The organism is Chachezhania antarctica (assembly GCF_003646465.1).
Taxonomy (GTDB): domain Bacteria; phylum Pseudomonadota; class Alphaproteobacteria; order Rhodobacterales; family Rhodobacteraceae; genus Chachezhania; species Chachezhania antarctica.
Map to the genome: position 1 here is coordinate 39,289 of NZ_QZEX01000008.1, position 15,326 is coordinate 54,614.

A 15,326-nucleotide genomic window follows, 5' to 3' on the forward strand; every position below is an offset into this window, starting at 1 on the left:
CCGTAGCTTCGGTCAGGATCGGGGTGAGGGCACTGGCGCCTAAAGCAGCTTTGCCATGTGCCGGCCGGTGTCGAGCATCCGGTTGGAAAAGCCCCATTCGTTGTCGTACCAGCTGACCACGCGCACCATGCCGCCTTCTGTCACCGTCGTCTGGGCCGCGGCGAAGCACGATGAATGGGCGTCGTGGTTGAAATCGACCGAGACCAGTGGCGCGTCCTCGTATGACAGGATGCCGGCCAGTTCGCCCTTGGCGGCCTTGGCCATGGTCTCGTTGATCTCGTCACGCGTGACGGGGCGCTTCGGCATGAAGCTCAGGTCGATCAGCGAGACGTTGGGCGTGGGCACCCGCACGGCCGAACCTTCGATCCGGCCCTTCAGTTGCGGTAGCACCAGCGACAGCGCCCGCGCGGCGCCGGTCGAGGTCGGGATCATCGACAGCGCCGCGGCCCGCGCGCGGTACAGGTCCTTGTGGGTGCTGTCGTGTGTCGGCTGGTCGCCGGTATAGGAATGGATCGTGGTCATGTAGCCGGTCTCGATCCCGAAGGCATCGTCCAGCGCCTTGGCCACCGGGGCCAGGCAGTTCGTGGTGCAGGAGGCGTTCGAGACGATCTCGTCCTCTGCCGTCAGCGCGGTATGGTTGACGCCATAGACGACGGTCCGGTCCACATCCGTGCCGGGGGCCGAGATCAGGACCCGCCGCGCGCCGGCCTTCAGAAGCGCTGCCGCCTTGTCACGGGCCGTGAAGTGGCCGGTGCATTCGAACACCACATCGACATCCGACCACGGCAGCGCTGCCGGATCGCGTTCGGCGGTCAGGCGGATGGAGTGGCCCGCGATCTTCATGCGGTCGCCTTCGATGGTCACGGGTTCGGCCAGACGTCCGTGCACGCTGTCATAGCGCAGCAGGTGGGCCAGCGTGTCGGGCGGGGCGAGATCGTTGATGGCGACGACCTCCAGATCCCGGGTTTCCTGTTCGACGATGGCGCGCAGCGTCATGCGGCCGATACGACCGAAGCCGTTGATTGCGATCCTGTAGGTCATGTTCAGGCCTCCTGTCGTGATCAGACTACAGGGTGATAGCCGATTTCGATAGCGCTAACAATTCCGGTTTCGGGCCGCCGGGCCCATCTGTCGGAATTCAGACTGTGTCGGGGATGATCGCGCCTTGATGCCCCACGACGCGGGAGGCCAGCGCATGACCGCGCATCATGGCCTGGTCTTCGGGCAGGCCACGGGCGATGGCGGCAAGGTAGCCCGCGTTGAAACTGTCGCCGGCGGCCGTGCTGTCGATGACCTTTGTCACCGGCTCGAACCTCTGCGTGCTGTTGGTGCCCGGCAGGCCAAGTGGCCCCTGCCGCCCGCGTTTCAGCGCGCCGCGCCGCACGCCCTGCGCCTGCAGCCGCGGGGCGACATCGTCGGGGCCTGCGTCGCCGAACAGCGCCATCTCGTCGTCGATCGACGGCAGGGCGATGTCGGTACATCCCCACAGTTCTGCCGAGACCTGGCGCGCGGTGTCCACGCTTTCCCAAAGGCGCGGGCGGTAGTTGCTGTCGAAGGCCAGCGTTCCGCCCTGTTCCGAAAACCGGGCGACATGGGCGATCAGCGCGGCACGGATGGCGGGCGGCAGGATCGCCAGCGTGATGCCGGACAGGTAGACCATGTCGAACCCGTCGAGCGTATCGAGCCCGATCCGGCAGGGGGCGGAGAAGAGCGACCGCGCCGCGGAGTCGGAGCGCCAGTAGGAAAACGTCCGCTCCCCCTCGTCGTCGGTGTCGATGGCATAGAGGCCCGGCATCTTGTCGGGCCGGCGTTCGACATGGCCCGCGTCGATCCCGTGCGAGGTGAGCGCGGACAGAATGCGATCGGAATAGGGATCGGTCCCCAACGCGGTGATGTAGGCCACCGAAACGTCCGCCCCCAGCAAGTCGCGGGCAAGGTAGACGGCGGTGTTGTAGGTATCGCCCGCCACGCCGAGCCGGGCCGCGCCGTCCCTGCCGGCGATCAGCTCGATCATCACTTCGCCCACGCAGGCGATCCGGCGGATGGGGCGTTTGGGCAGGGATGTCATGCGGATCCACCTGGATTGGGCGAGGGTCGAAACATCGCGGCGCGCTGTTTCGGGGGGTATATCAAACCGGGGCGCCGGCACAATCGGACGACCGAGACGGCGGTCGCCGGGCGGAGTTCCATTTCGCGCGACTTGTTGTAGGGTGCCGGCGGAAACCTCCACACCCGGGGCCTTGTCCCCGGCGGGCAAGAATGGACTGCCGCTGATGACCGATACGGACAAGATCACAGAAATCTGCAGCAAGGCGCCGGTGATCCCGGTGCTTGTCGTGCACGATACCGCCGCCGCGATCCCGCTGGCGCGGGCGCTGGTGGACGGCGGCGTGCCGGTGCTGGAAGTCACCCTGCGCACGCCCAACGCGCTGGATGTGATCCGCGAGATGGCCACCGTTCCGGGCGCCATCGTGGGGGCGGGCACGCTGCTTTCGGCGGCCGACGTGGCCGCGGCCAAGGCCGCCGGCGCGCAGTTCGGGGTCTCCCCCGGTGCGACGGATGCGCTGATAGAGGCCTGCCGGGCCGAAGGACTGCCGCTATTGCCCGGGGCCGCCACGGCGTCGGAGGTCATGAAACTGCGCGAGCAGGGGTTCCGGATGCTGAAGTTCTTCCCGGCCGAGGCGGTGGGCGGTGTCGCGGCGCTGAAGGGGCTTTACGGGCCGCTGGCCGACATGCGGTTCTGCCCGACGGGCGGCGTGAACCCGAAGAACCTGGCCGATTACCTGGCGCTGCCCAACGTCGTCTGCGCCGGGGGCAGCTGGCTTGCACCGGACGATCTGGTAAGCGAAGGCAGGTGGGACGAGATCCGGGACCTGGCGGCGCAGGCCGTGCGGGGCTGATCCGCGGCGGGTTCAACCGGGATCGGGCAGGATGACGATCTGGAACCAGTAGTCCCGCAGCCGGGCCACGGCTTCGAAGAAACCCTGCAGATCGACCGGCTTCAGCACATAGCTGTTGGCGCCGGCCATGTAGCAGTCCTGGATATCGTGTTCGTCCTTGGACGTGGTCATCACGACCACCGGGATCATGCGCAACGCTTTGTCCGCCTTGATCTGTTGCAGCACCTCGCGGCCATCCGTTCCCGGCAGGTTGAGATCGAGCAGGATCAGGCTGGGAAGCTGGTGCCGTGAATTGCCCTCCCGGGCGCCCATCAGGAATTCCAGCGCGGCGTCGCCGGTCGTGCAGCGTTGCAGGGTGTTGGCAAGGTTGTTGTCCTGGGTCAGGGCAACGACGCAGGCTTCGTAATCGTCGTCGTTGTCTTCGACGATCATGATCTTGTTCCTGTCGTTCACTGGCGCCCTCCTCGCTGCCGTGTCCGTAGTGCGCCGCGATGGTCGCGTGGCTTCACGCTACCAATCAAGTTCTTCCTCGTCTTCTTTTTCATTTGGCGCCGGTTGCAGGATCACCTTGAACCAGTGGTTGTGCAGGCGGGCGATGGACTGGAAGAAACCGTCGATGTCGATGGGCTTCATGACATAGCCGCTGGCCCCGATGCTGTAGCATTCGCGGAGATCGGATTCATCGTCAGAGACGGTCATCACGATCACCGGGATCAGTTTCAGCGTGGGTTCGATCTTGAGCCTGTGAAGCACATCCCGTCCGTCGGTTCCCGGCAGGTTGAGATCGAGCAGGATCAGGCAGGGCGTGGCCGGACGCGGGTTCGCATAGGCGTCCGTGCCAAGAAGATAGGACAGGGCCTCGTCCCCCGTCCGGCAACGGTGCAGCGGATTGGCCAGGCTGCTGCTTTTCGAGAGTGAATGATAGCATGCTTCGTAATCATCATCGTTGTCTTCAACGATGAGAATTGTCGGATCGGTTTTCATGGCGGCACATTCTCCCGACGGTCGGTTGAAGCCTGGTTTTCCCGTTGAGCAAGGGGAAGCGAGAAATAGAACACGGTTCCGCCCCCTGGCCTTGCTGTGAATGTGATTTTACCACCATATCCTTCGACGATCTTCTGCACAAAAGCGAGCCCCGCGCCAGTGCCCCGTCCATATGCACTGTCCGGATGAAGCCTTTTGAAAATCCGAAACACCTTATCGCGCTGCTTTTCTTCGATGCCGATCCCGTTGTCGCGCACATAGAAGACTCGATTCATTGAAGATCCGTTAACAATGACATCGTTCTGGAAACCGATTTCGACGGCCTTTTGCGCGGCATCGTTGTATTTCAGGCCGTTGACGATGAGATTCTGAAACACCGTTTTCAGCTTCGACGGATCGGCGTGCAGCACCGGCAGATCGGTTTCGATCACGATGCTGGCGTTGCATTCCTGCATGGTTTCGCGCAATTCCCCCTCGATTGCGCGGATCAGGTGATCGCAATCGATGTCGGTGGATTTCGACTCTCCCCGTCCCAGGCGCGAAAAATACAAAAGATCGGAAATCAGCTTTTCCATCCGCTGGGTCAGTTCCACCATCCGCGCGACCCGCCGCTCGATCTCTTCGGGCTCGATCTCGCGGGTCATGAAATTGGCGTTGATTGCGATCCCGCGCAGCGGCTCTTTCAGATCGTGCGAGGCGGTGTAGGCGAATTCATCCAGTTCCCGGTTCGAACGCTCAAGCTCGGTCACCAGTTTGGCCAGTTCCTCGCTCGCGCGCTGTTCGCGTTCCAGTTCCCTTTGCTGCTGGTCGATCTCCAGCTGCTGGCGGTAGCGTTGCAGGCGCTGCCAGATCATGAAGGCGATCATGGCCAGGAACAGGACGGCAAGCGCGGAAACGCCCGAATAGATGCGCGTCTGGGTCCAGAAGACGGGAGGGCCGAAATATTGCTGGCGGAGATCCTGCAAATCTTCCGAGATCAGGAAACCCGGGATGACCGCATTCAGCCGTTCGCGCACGGACCCCAGCCCGAAGCGGAGCGCGGCAGCTCCGTCGACCGAGAGGACGGGCGGGCTCACCTCCTCTATCGCGCGGGCCAGGCCCGCTTCCTTGATCTGCTTGCGCATTGCGGAGCTGACGAACAGGATCGCGTCGACCTCGCCGGTATGAAGCGCGTTCAAAACGGCGGCGGGGCCGTTGTAAACCTGAACGTCCAGCCCGCCATGCGCCTGGGCCACGGTGCGGGACATGTTGAAGGCGCCCACGCCCACCTTGCGGCCTTCGAGGCTGTCGAGATCCGAAATTCCTGTAGCCTCGCCTACGCGGGTGAAGATCGAATGCGGGAAAGTTTCGAAGGGGATGGTGAAATCCATCCTCTCGCGCCGCTCGGGACCGATGCCCAGCAAGGGCAGCATGTCGTATGTGCCCGAAGAGGGCCCCGCCCGGAATTCCGCGCGATCGATTGCCACGAACTCGATTTCGAGCCCGGCGCGATCGGCAAGGTTGCGCAATGCATCGACTGCAAAACCCGAGAACGTGCCATCGGCATTGTTGATGGTATTGGGCGGGAAGCCCACGCTGCCCACCTTGAGGACATCGGGTACCGGGTCGGGGGCATCTATGCCCCAGGTCTGCCGCATCTCGGCCAGTTCACCGCTTGCCTGCATCGCTGCGATGGCGTCGTTCACCGGCCCCAGCACATCCGCGCGAGATTCGTGGATGTAGACCAGCCGCGGTTCCGACGCGATGGGATCGCCCGCCGCAACGACGCGGCTGTCGAGCCGCAGGTTCCTGAGCAGGCGCGACATGCCGAGTTCGGAGTTGATCGACGCATCGGCCCGGCCCGCCAGAAGATCGATGATGATCTGATCGAGCGTGTTCCGGGATTCTACGCGGTTGTTTTCGAACAGTTGTGGAAAATTGGCACCGGCGCCGCGTTCCACGTAGGCAATGTTCAGCCCTTCGGGTTCACCGCTCTCGACGAGATCCTGGTTCCCGAGAAGCACGAAGAACCGGGTTTCGCTTTGCGCGACGGGTTCCGAGGTGACGTTGGTCTCGGCCAGCGTGTCGAGCCGCGGCGTGCCGGGCAGGATCTGAAGCTGCCCTTCGTTCTGAAGCCGGATCACGTCTTCGATCCGGACCGCCTCGAACTCGATCTCCAGCCCGGTATGGCGTTCGATTGCCCGGGCGAGTTCGACCATGAAGCCGTGGAATTCGCCGTTCTGGGCGACCGTGCACAGCGGGGCCACGTCGACACAGCCCGCCCTCAGCGGCGCCGGGTCATCCTGCGCGGTGGCCGCGCCGCAAAGCGCGATTGCCGCCAGCATGCCGGCAAGGCAACGGAAGACTGCAGTTTCGAGACGCCGCGCCTTCATTTGATCCTTCGATCAGAGACTGACCGCTCCTGCCCTGCCCGGTTCGACTTTTCCGGGTGACGCCCCATGGTCGCATCTTCGGATACGTTTGGACAGTAGGCCCCGAACGCACGCGTTATCCTGCATTCTTGATGACGGTCCTGCCGTTAATTTCGGATTAACATCGGGGTAAAAGATGCAGCAGAAAGGGCGCTTTGCGCAAGTTCTTCGGATCTGCAGGAAATAGGATGCCGGGCCGCCCGGAGGCGCGGGTGACGCCACGCACCGGGCGGATGTGGCTCCGGCAGGAACGATCCAGTCGTCTGTCCGGTAGCGGTGTTTTTGCCTGCGGTGGACACTCAGCGTCGATCAGGTTCCCTGATTGACAGAGCGGGAAGAACACTGTCGCCTCGGGCCACGATCCTTGGGGGAACGGCATGCCGAGACTCAACCGTTGCTCACCTGAAATGACCGGACGCGTTTTCGTACACATGCGGGGCGGGTCTCATCAGCGAGGTCCGGGCGCGCAGGCTTCGGAGCGGTCCGCAGGGTCAGGGGCACGCCTCCTGACGAAAAGGTCAAAACGATCTGGTGCTTTTCATGGATGACGGTGGTGGAGCCTAGCGGGATCGAACCGCTGACCTCCTGCATGCCATGCAGGCGCTCTCCCAGCTGAGCTAAGGCCCCGAACCGTAGGCGGTCATCTATGGAATGGGGCAGGCGAGTTCAAGCGAAAAAATCGTCGTTCGCAGGCCAATCTTCACCGCCTTGTCTTGCGGTTGACGAAACCATGGACAGGCTTCATCACTTGGTGCCGGGGACGGGCACTGCTTTGGTCAAGTGGGTGCAACATGAAGCATTGTATCTGGGTCGGACTGACTTTGGGCTTCGCCGTAAGCGCGGCGGGCGAACGCATTCTTCCCTTCCGGCCAGAGCTGCCGAAGGGCATTGTCCAGCACATCCTGGCCATGGCTGGGGCGTTTGCAGCCACCATTGGCGGCGAGATGCTGGGGCTGTACCGCTGCGGGACCGAAGCAAGCTTCATCGGCGCCGTGGTCGGGGCTGCCGGTGCGGTCGTGACCTACAGGCTGGGCTGGCTCATCTATCTTGAGGTCACACGGGACGACGCGCCCGAAAGCGCGTCATCCGTTGGCAAGGTGCCGAAGAAACCAGCCAGGGACACCAGGCCGCGTCCCTGACGTGTCAGGTGTCGTCGTCTTCGTTGCTGACGTCGGCGATTTCGTCCAGCGAAACGTTGTCATCGCTGTCGTCGTCGTCGTCGAGCACGTCATCGCCCAGATCCACGTCGATGTCGTCATCGTCGGCGATGGGCGTGTCCTCTTCGGTCGATTGCGCGGCCTTGGCGCGCAGGGTGGCCGCGTCTTCGGCGTCCGCCGCGATCATGCGGGTCTTGTCGGCATCGACTTCCACGACCTCGCCCGTGTAGGGGCTGACGATCGGGTTGCGATTCAGATCATAGAAACGGCGGCCGGTTGTCGGGCAGACGCGTTTGATACCCCATTCTTCCTTGGGCATGTGATTCCTCTCTCGAAACTGGCTGGGTGGTATCGACGATTCCGGGCTCCTGCCATATGACATGGTGACTGTCAAAGCCTTTGGAGCAAAGACACTGACCATGGCTGAGCATTGTCTTGCCGGCTCTCCGCCCGTTACGCTGACACTTCGGCGTTCGTCCAGGGCCAGACGGATCATCCTCCGGGTGTCTCGTCTGGACGGACGGGTCACGCTGACCTTGCCCCGTGGCGTGTCGGAGTCCGAGGCGCTGGCCTTCGCGCGCACCAAGGAAGACTGGATCCGCGATCACCTTTCACAGCGCGGCAGCGACGTGACGGTCGGCTACGGCGCGGCTGTTCCCGTCGAAGGCGTGCCGCGCGTGATCGTGCCGGCCCGCGGCCGCCGCGTGGTGTTGGGCGAGGGCGAGATCGCCGTGCCGGGCGATTCGCCGGGTGTCCGCCTGAAGACATGGCTGCGCGAGCTGGCCCGCGAACGTCTGGTCGCGGCATCCGATCATCATGCCGCGACGCTGGGCCGAGGCTACACGCGGATCACGCTTCGGGACACGCGGTCGCGCTGGGGGTCGTGTTCGTCGAATGGCGGGCTGATGTATTCATGGCGGCTGGTCATGGCGCCGCCCGAGATACTGGATTACGTTGCCGCGCACGAGGTGGCGCATCTGGCCGAGCTGAACCATTCGCCGGCCTTCTGGGCGCATGTGGGGAGGCTCTACGGCCCCTACAACACGGCGCGAACCTGGCTGAGGACGGAAGGAAACGATCTGCACAGGTACCGGTTCGATGCCGAATGATGGCCAGGGGCGCAGCCCGCCCGATCCGCTGGCCCGCCCGGTCCGGGCAGGGGAGCCAATGAACTCCGCACGTTCCACCGATGCCGCCCCTGCAGCGCATGACCGGGTGTACCGGACACTGCGCACGCGGATCATGTACGGTGACCTCGCCCCCGGTGCGGCGCTGACCTTGCGAGGCATCGGGCGGGAATTCGATGTGTCGATGACGCCTGCACGCGAAGCCGTGCGCAGGTTGACCGCCGAAGGCGCGCTGACGCTCTCCAGCTCGGGCCGGGTATCCACGCCGGAACTGTCGAACGACCGGATCGAGGAGTTGGCCGCGCTGCGGGCGCTGCTGGAGGTCGAGCTAGCCAGTCGCGCCCTGCCGCGCGCGCACTTCGCGCTGATTGAACGGATGCAGACCATCAATTCCACCATCGGCGCCGCCGTCGCCGCCCGCGATCCGGTGGCCTATATCCGTGCCAACCTTGAATTCCACCGCGCGCTGTACCTGAGGGCGCAGGCGCCCGCGATGCTCGCCATGGCAGAGACCGTCTGGCTGCAGCTGGGGCCCACCATGCGGGCCTTGTACGGCCGCCTTGGCCGGACGGAGCCGCCGGCCTTCCACCGCACGATCCTTGCCGCGCTGAGGGCAGGGGACGAGCCCGGGCTCAGGCTTGCCGTGCGGTCGGATGTGACGCAAGGGCTGCGGCACCTCGCGGGGTGAGGCGTTACAGGGCTTCGGCCGGGTCCTTGGCGATGCCGTCCCATTCCACGCGCGATGACAGGGTGCGGAGAAGCTGGAAGGCGTAGGTGTCCTGCACCGCGGGTTTGCCTACGGGGTGGTCGGCCGGGGTGACAGGGGCGGACAGCGCGGGTTCAAGGAAGAAGCCCACCGAATGGCGCGATGCGTCGCCGGTATGCAGCACCCGGTGCGGTGTTGCCGGAACGACGCCCTTGGTCATCTGGGTCATCACATCGCCGACATGGACGGAAATCGCGTTCTCCATGCGCGGGATGTTGCGGAAGATCCCGTCCTGCCCTTCGGCCTGTAGCCCCGTCGTGTCCTGCCACAGAAGCGACAGGCCCGACGAATCCGTATGCCGCACGGCGGATAGAAGCGCGCCGTCCTCCGCCTCCATCGGGGTAACGGCGCCCGCGGGATAGTGCAGGAACCGCAGGGTGGAATTCGTGCCGTCGAACCGTTCGGCGATCACCGCGTCATCGAACCCCGCCGACCGGCCGATCGAGGCGATCATCGCCATGGCCACGCCGTTCAGATGGTCGAAATGCGCCTGCACCGTCTGGCGCCAGCCGGGTTCCGGTTCGGGATCCGGCCACGGCGTGGGTTCCGTTAGGAAATCGATGCCGGGCAGATCGGGGCCGGTGCCCGGTGTTTCAGGGCCAACGTCGTAGAAGTCGTTCTGCAGCCGCCGGTTCGGCGTCAGCGCCCAGAAGCCGCGATAGAGGTTCGTGTTCCCGGGGTTCAGACGCTTCGTGTATAGCGTCCGCTGCATGTCCTGCGGGAGGTCGAAGACCTTCAACCCGATGCGCGCCCGCCCGTCGACCTTGTCGGCATCCGGGTAGCCCGTGATCACCACGCTGCCCGTGCGCCGCAGCCCGGTCCACAGCGCTGCGTCAGTGGCATCGCGCGCCATGCCGGGCGGGCCGAACAGCGCGCTGATATCGACGATGTCGAGCGATGTCTGCTCTGCCAGATCCATGACGAAACCTCCCGATTGGCAACGGCCACGCTAGGCCCGCCGAATCGGAGGTGTCAAATCAAACTCTGTGACGCGGGGGAGGGCCTCAGGCGCTCAGCTTCTGGCTGCCCATGGCAAGGAACTTCTTCCGCCGGTCCGATACCAGTTGCGGACCGTCCAGCCCGTCCAGCCCATCCAGCATGGCCGTGATCGCCTGGCTGACCGTTTCCATCGTGGCCTCGGGATCGCGGTGCGCTCCGCCGCGGGGTTCGGCGATGATGCGGTCGATGACGCCCAGCTTCATCAGGTCCTGCGCCGTCAGGCGCATCGCCTCGGCCGCTTCGCGCATCTTCTCGGAATCCTTCCACAGGATCGAGGCACAGCCTTCCGGGCTGATCACCGAGTAGACGGAATGTTCCAGCATCGCGACACGGTTGGCCGTGGCAAAGGCCACCGCCCCGCCGGACCCGCCTTCGCCGATGACGACGCTGACCAGCGGCACGGGAATGCGCAGGCAGGTTTCCGTCGATTTCGCGATAGCCGCCGACTGGCCGCGTTCTTCGGCCCCCTTGCCGGGATAGGCGCCCTGCGTGTCGACGATGGAGATCACCGGCAGCCCGAACCGGCCCGCCATCTCCATCAGCCGGATCGCCTTGCGATAGCCTTCGGGGCGCGCCATGCCGAAATTGTGCTCGATCCGGGACTTGGTGTCGTGGCCCTTCTCGTGCCCGATCACCATCACCGGCCGGTCGTTGAACCGCGCCAGCCCGCCCATGACGGCCAGATCGTCGGCAAAGTTCCGGTCGCCCGCCAGCGGCGTGTATTCCTGGAACAGCGCATGGATGTAGTCGCGGCAATGCGGACGTTCGGGGTGACGGGCCACCTGGCACTTCTGCCAGGGCGTGAGATTCTTGTAGAGATCGACCAGCAGCGTGGCCGCTTTCGCGTCCAGCGCGGTGGCTTCGTCGCCCACATCCATACCGGAATTGTCACGGGCAAGCGCTCGCAGTTCTTCTGCCTTGCCTTCGATTTCGGCCAGCGGTTTCTCGAATTCCAGATATTGGGTCATGTGCCGGGGATCTCGCTAACGGTTCGGGACGGTATATGGCGGCTAGGCGGGCGGATGCAACTCACCCCTTGGCCCGCGGCGCGATCCCTTGCACGGTTTCGTGGCAGAGGCATGTCGATCCGGCAGGTTCAGTGCCCCCGGATCACCGGGTAGAGCGAGAGCACCAGCAGCCCGGCCATTGTCCAGTTGAAGATCATCAGCCGCCGCGGGTTGGTCAGCACGCGGGCCATCTGCTGGCCCAGCACGGCCCAGCTTGTGACCGATGGCAGGTTCACCAGCCCGAAGACGCCGGCCACGACCGCCACGGCCAGCAGGCTGCGATCCGGCGCATAGGCGGTGATGGCGGTCAACGCCATCGCCCAGGCCTTGGGGTTCACCCACTGGAACGCCGCTGCCTGCAGGAAGGTCATCGGCCGCCCGCTGCCGTCGCGGCCCTTCGCTGGTCCGGCATTGGCGATCTTCCATGCGAGGTACAGAAGGTAGCCCACGCTCGCGACCTTCAGCGCCATGTGGCTGTAGGGCACCATGTCGAAGACCTGCATCAGCCCTGCACCCACCAGCGCCACCATGAAGGTGAAGCCAAGGCACACGCCCAGCATGTGGGGCAGCGTCCGCCGCAGCCCGAAATTCGCGCCCGACGCCATCAGCATCAGGTTGTTCGGCCCCGGCGTGATCGACGAGACGAAGGCAAAGAGCGCAAGCGCAAGGAGGAGTTCGTAGGTCATGGCGCAAGTATCTGCCTGAAACCGGCGAATGAAATTGCAAAACTGCGACCTAACCGGGTATCCCTGCAACAAATGACGAAGACAGACAAGATAAACGACCGGATATTGCGGGAACTTCAGCGCAATGCCCGGATCACCAACCTGGACCTGGCGGAGCGCATCGGCCTCTCGCCCTCGGCCTGCCTGCGCCGCGTGCAGGAGCTTGAGCGGTCGGGCCTGATAAAGGGCTACCGCGCGGTACTGAACGGCGCGGCGATGGGCAAAGCCTTCGTCGCCTATATCGGCGTCGGGTTGAACGAACACACGAAAGCCGCGCAGACCCAGTTCGAAGATGCGCTGCAGGACGTGCCCGAGGTGGTGGAATGCCACAACATCACCGGCACCATCGAATACCTGCTGCGTGTGGAATGCGCCGACCTGGTGGCCTACAAGACCTTCCACACCGACGTGCTGGGCACGCTGCCCCATGTCACGGCGCTGACAAGCTACGTCGTCATGGGATCGAGCAAGGATCTACGCGCCTGACATGAAATGACCCTCGTCCCGACAGAAAAATGCTGCCGGCCCGACAAAAATTCCCCAACATGATCCAGATCAAGGAATCAAAGGGGCCGCGCAGGTACACCTATGACCGTGGGTACGGTGGGAGTATCCGGGGTGAACGGCAAGAAGGGCTGAAGTTCAGCCAGTCGGAAGAAATTCGGCAAATCTCTGAAAAACGCAGACTGACGGGGATCCGGCAAAGCATCGTGGTGGGTGCGCAACGGATCCGGTTACCGAAGGTACGCGTCGCATTGGCCAGGGCCGGGGGGTCCACGGCAGAGGCGGTTTCAGGGACGCGCAGCACGGTTCAGAAGCCGTGCGCATTACTCTCTCCTTGGGCCCGGTCAGGGGTGGCCGGGCCCATCGGAGCGATGCCAATCAGCCCGCGAAACGCGGCGCGGGATAGCACATAAAGGCTGCACTTGCAGCACGGCAGAGCGCAGGGCCCAAGCGGCCACGCAGCGGCAGACAGGATCCGGGGTCGGGGGCCTCACATGGATCAACGGCGCCGTCTCTCCCTGCACGGAGCAGTTCGAATTTTCGGAGTCGCGTTGGCAGAACCTGTGGTGGGGTTTTGCCGGGCGGCTCCGAAGCCTTTTCAGGGGCAGTGTTTGCGTCCCTGGCCCTGACGCCGCCAGCGCGGACATTCTTTCCCGAAATCCTGATCCGATCCGTTCGGCGACCGTGACATGCGTTTCGCAGGCCATGCAGCCCGCCTGACCCATTTCAAATTGTTTATATCTGGGCCGGTTACGGATCAAAACAGGTGTTGGATGTGACTCAGATCAAGGTGCACGGGCGGCGAATCATTTAGACCTGTATGTGTGGAGACGAGGTGAGAGTGGTAAGGGTTAGACGACTGGAAGTTCTTTTAACGAGTACGCCGGAAAATTCGGCACTGTCTTGATAACACGTTATTTTCCGATGGTTCCCGACGCACTGTGGTGGATGCGGACAGGAACCGGCAAGACCGGAGAAGAAACGTGGCGGGTGTTGGGGCCGGGGGGGTCAGCAACGGGCGCAGGATCAGGACGGAAGGCGGTAGGAATACCGCGGTGATATTTCTCATTGGGCCCGGATAGGGGTGTCCGGGCCCGACGGAGAAATTCAAACCCCGCGCAGAAGTGCCGGGCGAAACAACAGAAAACAACAAGACTGCACGGTGTGCCGGCCAGGGGTGGGCGGCGCAGATAACCGAACCGGTTCAGGGCTGGGTGGCCCATGGGGATATCGGTACGGGATCCGTATCAAGAGAGCGTGCTGAACGGAGCCGCACCGGCAGGGCCATAGTGGTGGGACCTGCCGGTCGGCTCCGATCGCGTTTGCGGCCCGTGGGGCCGATGCAAGCCGGTGCCAGGCAATCAATCAAATTTGCGACGGAACTGGAAGATTGGTTTCCAGATCATATTTCAGCAGTATCGTGCCTGTAGCGATATTGGGAGTGAATGTGATGGACGACGTCGAAAACCTGCTGAAAGGCACTGTTGCCGAGCTGGATAAGCTTTTGAATGCCCGCAATGTTCTGGGCGAGCCGATCAAGGGCGAAGGCGCCACGGTGATTCCCATGGTCAGCTTCGGCTTCGGTTTCGGCGTCGCCGCCGGATCGAACGTGAAGTCGGGTCCCGGTGCGGGTGCCGGCGCCGGTGGCGGGATCAAGCCCGTGGGCGCGATCATCATCGACAAGACCGGCGCGCGAGTCGAAGCGGTGCAGGGCACGGCCACGGCCATCATTGCCAATCTGGCAGATGTGGCGCGCAAGGCGATGGAGCGGAAGGACAAGTCCGACAAGGACAAGGACGATTCGGACACCTGACGCCCCGACGGCGGTCTCGTGCCCGATGTCATCTGGGACGTGTTGTTTGTGCTGCTGGCCCTTCTGGGGCTGGCAGCTGCCGTCGTTCTGATCCTCGTCATCTTCCCCGTTCACGTCCGGTTCCGCGGCAGCACTATCGGCGAAGATCCGGCGCATCTGCGGGTTGCCGCCGCGGTCCTTGGTGGCCTCGCGCCCGAGATCGTTCTGTTCGACAGCGACAGGGGGAACGTCGAGGATGCCAAGACAGCGCCGGAGAAGCCGGAGAAATCCCCCAAGCCCAAATCGGGAAAACGTCAGATCCCGCCCGTGCGCCAGATCCTTCCGGCGGCGTTCCGGTTGCTGCGCGACCTTTTGAACGTCATTCATTTCGTGCACTTGCGGGCCGATATTGTCTACGGGACCGGCGACCCGGCCGAGACCGGAGAGATCTACGGCAAGTCGATGTCGTTCCTGTATGGCGCACGCGGGGTGTGGCCGGCAGAGATTGCCTTGCGTCCCGATTTCAACCGGAAGGTCCTGGAAGGCGAAGTCGACGCCGCGTTGAAACTGCGCCCGATCGCGCTGATCCCGCCCGCCGTGCGCTTTGGCCTGGCCCTTTACCGTGCGCGAAAAGATGAGTGACTCCCGCAAGCACCGGGTCGTTCTTGATACGCCGCTGCGCATTCCGGGCGGCGCAGTGGCCGCCGTGGTCCGGGTGGAACGGAGCGTCTGGACGGAGGGCAGTAGCGGCTTCACGGGCGCGAAATGGCCGCTGGCCGTGATCTTGTGCCGCGACGGAGAGCTGGAAGCGATGGCGCCCAACGGGGACGAGATGACGGTCGAAGAGGTCGATGACCTGTGCCCCGGCGCATCGGAGGCGATCCGGGCCGCTGCTGAATCCACTGAAACGCAATGACTTGAAAGACAAAGCGCGCGCCGCCCCGGGGCCACGCG

General features: G+C 64.0%; 17 protein-coding genes and 1 tRNA gene. 8 read left to right on the plus strand and 10 right to left on the minus strand.

Annotated elements, in window-relative coordinates; translation table 11 throughout:
* Nucleotides 1–39: 39 nt before the first annotated feature.
* A complete protein-coding gene (gene gap / locus D4754_RS16080; protein WP_121065491.1) occupies nucleotides 40–1,041 on the minus strand; it encodes a type I glyceraldehyde-3-phosphate dehydrogenase in 1,002 nt (333 codons plus the stop codon).
* A 97-nt stretch (nucleotides 1,042–1,138) separates the two neighbouring features.
* The gene (locus tag D4754_RS16085) at nucleotides 1,139–2,068 is read right to left on the minus strand and encodes a sugar kinase (RefSeq protein ID WP_240453914.1); all 930 of its coding nucleotides are present in this window, start codon (nucleotides 2,066–2,068) and stop codon (nucleotides 1,139–1,141) included.
* Between the two features lie 205 nt (nucleotides 2,069–2,273).
* On the opposite strand from D4754_RS16085, the gene eda reads away from it, so the two are divergent.
* Nucleotides 2,274–2,900 carry a bifunctional 4-hydroxy-2-oxoglutarate aldolase/2-dehydro-3-deoxy-phosphogluconate aldolase gene (gene eda, locus D4754_RS16090; RefSeq protein ID WP_121065494.1) on the plus strand — a complete coding sequence of 209 codons (627 nt, stop codon included), beginning with the start codon at nucleotides 2,274–2,276 and terminating at the stop codon, nucleotides 2,898–2,900.
* A gap of 12 nt (nucleotides 2,901–2,912) precedes the next feature.
* Here eda and D4754_RS16095 read toward each other — a convergent pair whose 3' ends face one another.
* The 4 genes from D4754_RS16095 to D4754_RS16110 all read right to left on the minus strand — a co-directional run bounded on the left by D4754_RS16095 (nucleotide 2,913) and on the right by D4754_RS16110 (nucleotide 6,922).
* On the minus strand, nucleotides 2,913–3,353 hold the full coding sequence (locus D4754_RS16095) for a response regulator (RefSeq protein ID WP_240453915.1): 441 nt from the start codon (nucleotides 3,351–3,353) through the stop codon (nucleotides 2,913–2,915).
* A gap of 57 nt (nucleotides 3,354–3,410) precedes the next feature.
* The gene (locus D4754_RS16100) at nucleotides 3,411–3,884 is read right to left on the minus strand and encodes a response regulator (RefSeq protein ID WP_121065496.1); all 474 of its coding nucleotides are present in this window, start codon (nucleotides 3,882–3,884) and stop codon (nucleotides 3,411–3,413) included.
* The gene (locus D4754_RS16105; RefSeq protein WP_163025944.1) at nucleotides 3,881–6,208 is read right to left on the minus strand and encodes a transporter substrate-binding domain-containing protein; all 2,328 of its coding nucleotides are present in this window, start codon (nucleotides 6,206–6,208) and stop codon (nucleotides 3,881–3,883) included. The genes D4754_RS16100 and D4754_RS16105 overlap by 4 nt, the downstream gene beginning before the upstream one ends.
* A 638-nt stretch (nucleotides 6,209–6,846) precedes the next feature.
* Nucleotides 6,847–6,922: transfer RNA gene (locus D4754_RS16110), tRNA-Ala, on the minus strand.
* 164 nt (nucleotides 6,923–7,086) lie between these two features.
* Between D4754_RS16110 and D4754_RS24250 the strand changes: the two genes are divergently transcribed.
* Entirely contained in the window at nucleotides 7,087–7,434 is a 348-nt protein-coding gene (locus D4754_RS24250) for a hypothetical protein (protein WP_205589651.1), read from the plus strand.
* A gap of 4 nt (nucleotides 7,435–7,438) precedes the next feature.
* Here D4754_RS24250 and D4754_RS16120 read toward each other — a convergent pair whose 3' ends face one another.
* Nucleotides 7,439–7,771 carry a TIGR02300 family protein gene (locus D4754_RS16120; RefSeq protein WP_121065502.1) on the minus strand — a complete coding sequence of 111 codons (333 nt, stop codon included), beginning with the start codon at nucleotides 7,769–7,771 and terminating at the stop codon, nucleotides 7,439–7,441.
* Between the two features lie 100 nt (nucleotides 7,772–7,871).
* Between D4754_RS16120 and D4754_RS16125 the strand changes: the two genes are divergently transcribed.
* On the plus strand, nucleotides 7,872–8,561 hold the full coding sequence (locus D4754_RS16125) for a M48 family metallopeptidase (protein WP_121065505.1): 690 nt from the start codon (nucleotides 7,872–7,874) through the stop codon (nucleotides 8,559–8,561).
* Nucleotides 8,562–8,619: 58 nt separating this feature from the next.
* A complete protein-coding gene (locus tag D4754_RS16130) occupies nucleotides 8,620–9,267 on the plus strand; it encodes a GntR family transcriptional regulator (RefSeq protein WP_121065937.1) in 648 nt (215 codons plus the stop codon).
* A 4-nt stretch (nucleotides 9,268–9,271) separates the two neighbouring features.
* Here the strand turns inward: D4754_RS16130 and D4754_RS16135 are convergent, their stop codons facing one another.
* The 3 genes from D4754_RS16135 to D4754_RS16145 form a co-directional block, all read right to left on the minus strand.
* Complete coding sequence (locus tag D4754_RS16135) at nucleotides 9,272–10,264, minus strand: 2OG-Fe(II) oxygenase family protein (protein WP_121065508.1); 993 nt, start codon at nucleotides 10,262–10,264, stop codon at nucleotides 9,272–9,274.
* An 85-nt stretch (nucleotides 10,265–10,349) separates the two neighbouring features.
* Nucleotides 10,350–11,312 carry an acetyl-CoA carboxylase carboxyltransferase subunit alpha gene (locus D4754_RS16140; protein ID WP_121065511.1) on the minus strand — a complete coding sequence of 321 codons (963 nt, stop codon included), beginning with the start codon at nucleotides 11,310–11,312 and terminating at the stop codon, nucleotides 10,350–10,352.
* 128 nt (nucleotides 11,313–11,440) lie between these two features.
* Nucleotides 11,441–12,037 carry a LysE family translocator gene (locus D4754_RS16145; protein ID WP_121065514.1) on the minus strand — a complete coding sequence of 199 codons (597 nt, stop codon included), beginning with the start codon at nucleotides 12,035–12,037 and terminating at the stop codon, nucleotides 11,441–11,443.
* Nucleotides 12,038–12,109: 72 nt separating this feature from the next.
* On the opposite strand from D4754_RS16145, the gene D4754_RS16150 reads away from it, so the two are divergent.
* The 4 genes from D4754_RS16150 (at nucleotide 12,110) to D4754_RS16165 (ending at nucleotide 15,288) form a co-directional block, all read left to right on the plus strand.
* Nucleotides 12,110–12,562, plus strand: a complete 453-nt coding sequence (locus D4754_RS16150) for an Lrp/AsnC family transcriptional regulator (protein WP_121065517.1) — start codon at nucleotides 12,110–12,112, stop codon at nucleotides 12,560–12,562.
* A 1,468-nt stretch (nucleotides 12,563–14,030) separates the two neighbouring features.
* Complete coding sequence (locus tag D4754_RS16155) at nucleotides 14,031–14,393, plus strand: GerW family sporulation protein (RefSeq protein ID WP_121065520.1); 363 nt, start codon at nucleotides 14,031–14,033, stop codon at nucleotides 14,391–14,393.
* Between the two features lie 18 nt (nucleotides 14,394–14,411).
* Nucleotides 14,412–15,014, plus strand: coding sequence for a DUF2953 domain-containing protein (locus D4754_RS16160; protein ID WP_121065523.1), 603 nt, complete (start codon nucleotides 14,412–14,414; stop codon nucleotides 15,012–15,014).
* A complete protein-coding gene (locus D4754_RS16165; RefSeq protein WP_121065526.1) occupies nucleotides 15,007–15,288 on the plus strand; it encodes a hypothetical protein in 282 nt (93 codons plus the stop codon). The genes D4754_RS16160 and D4754_RS16165 overlap by 8 nt, the downstream gene beginning before the upstream one ends.
* The last annotated feature ends 38 nt before the right edge of the window (nucleotides 15,289–15,326 follow it).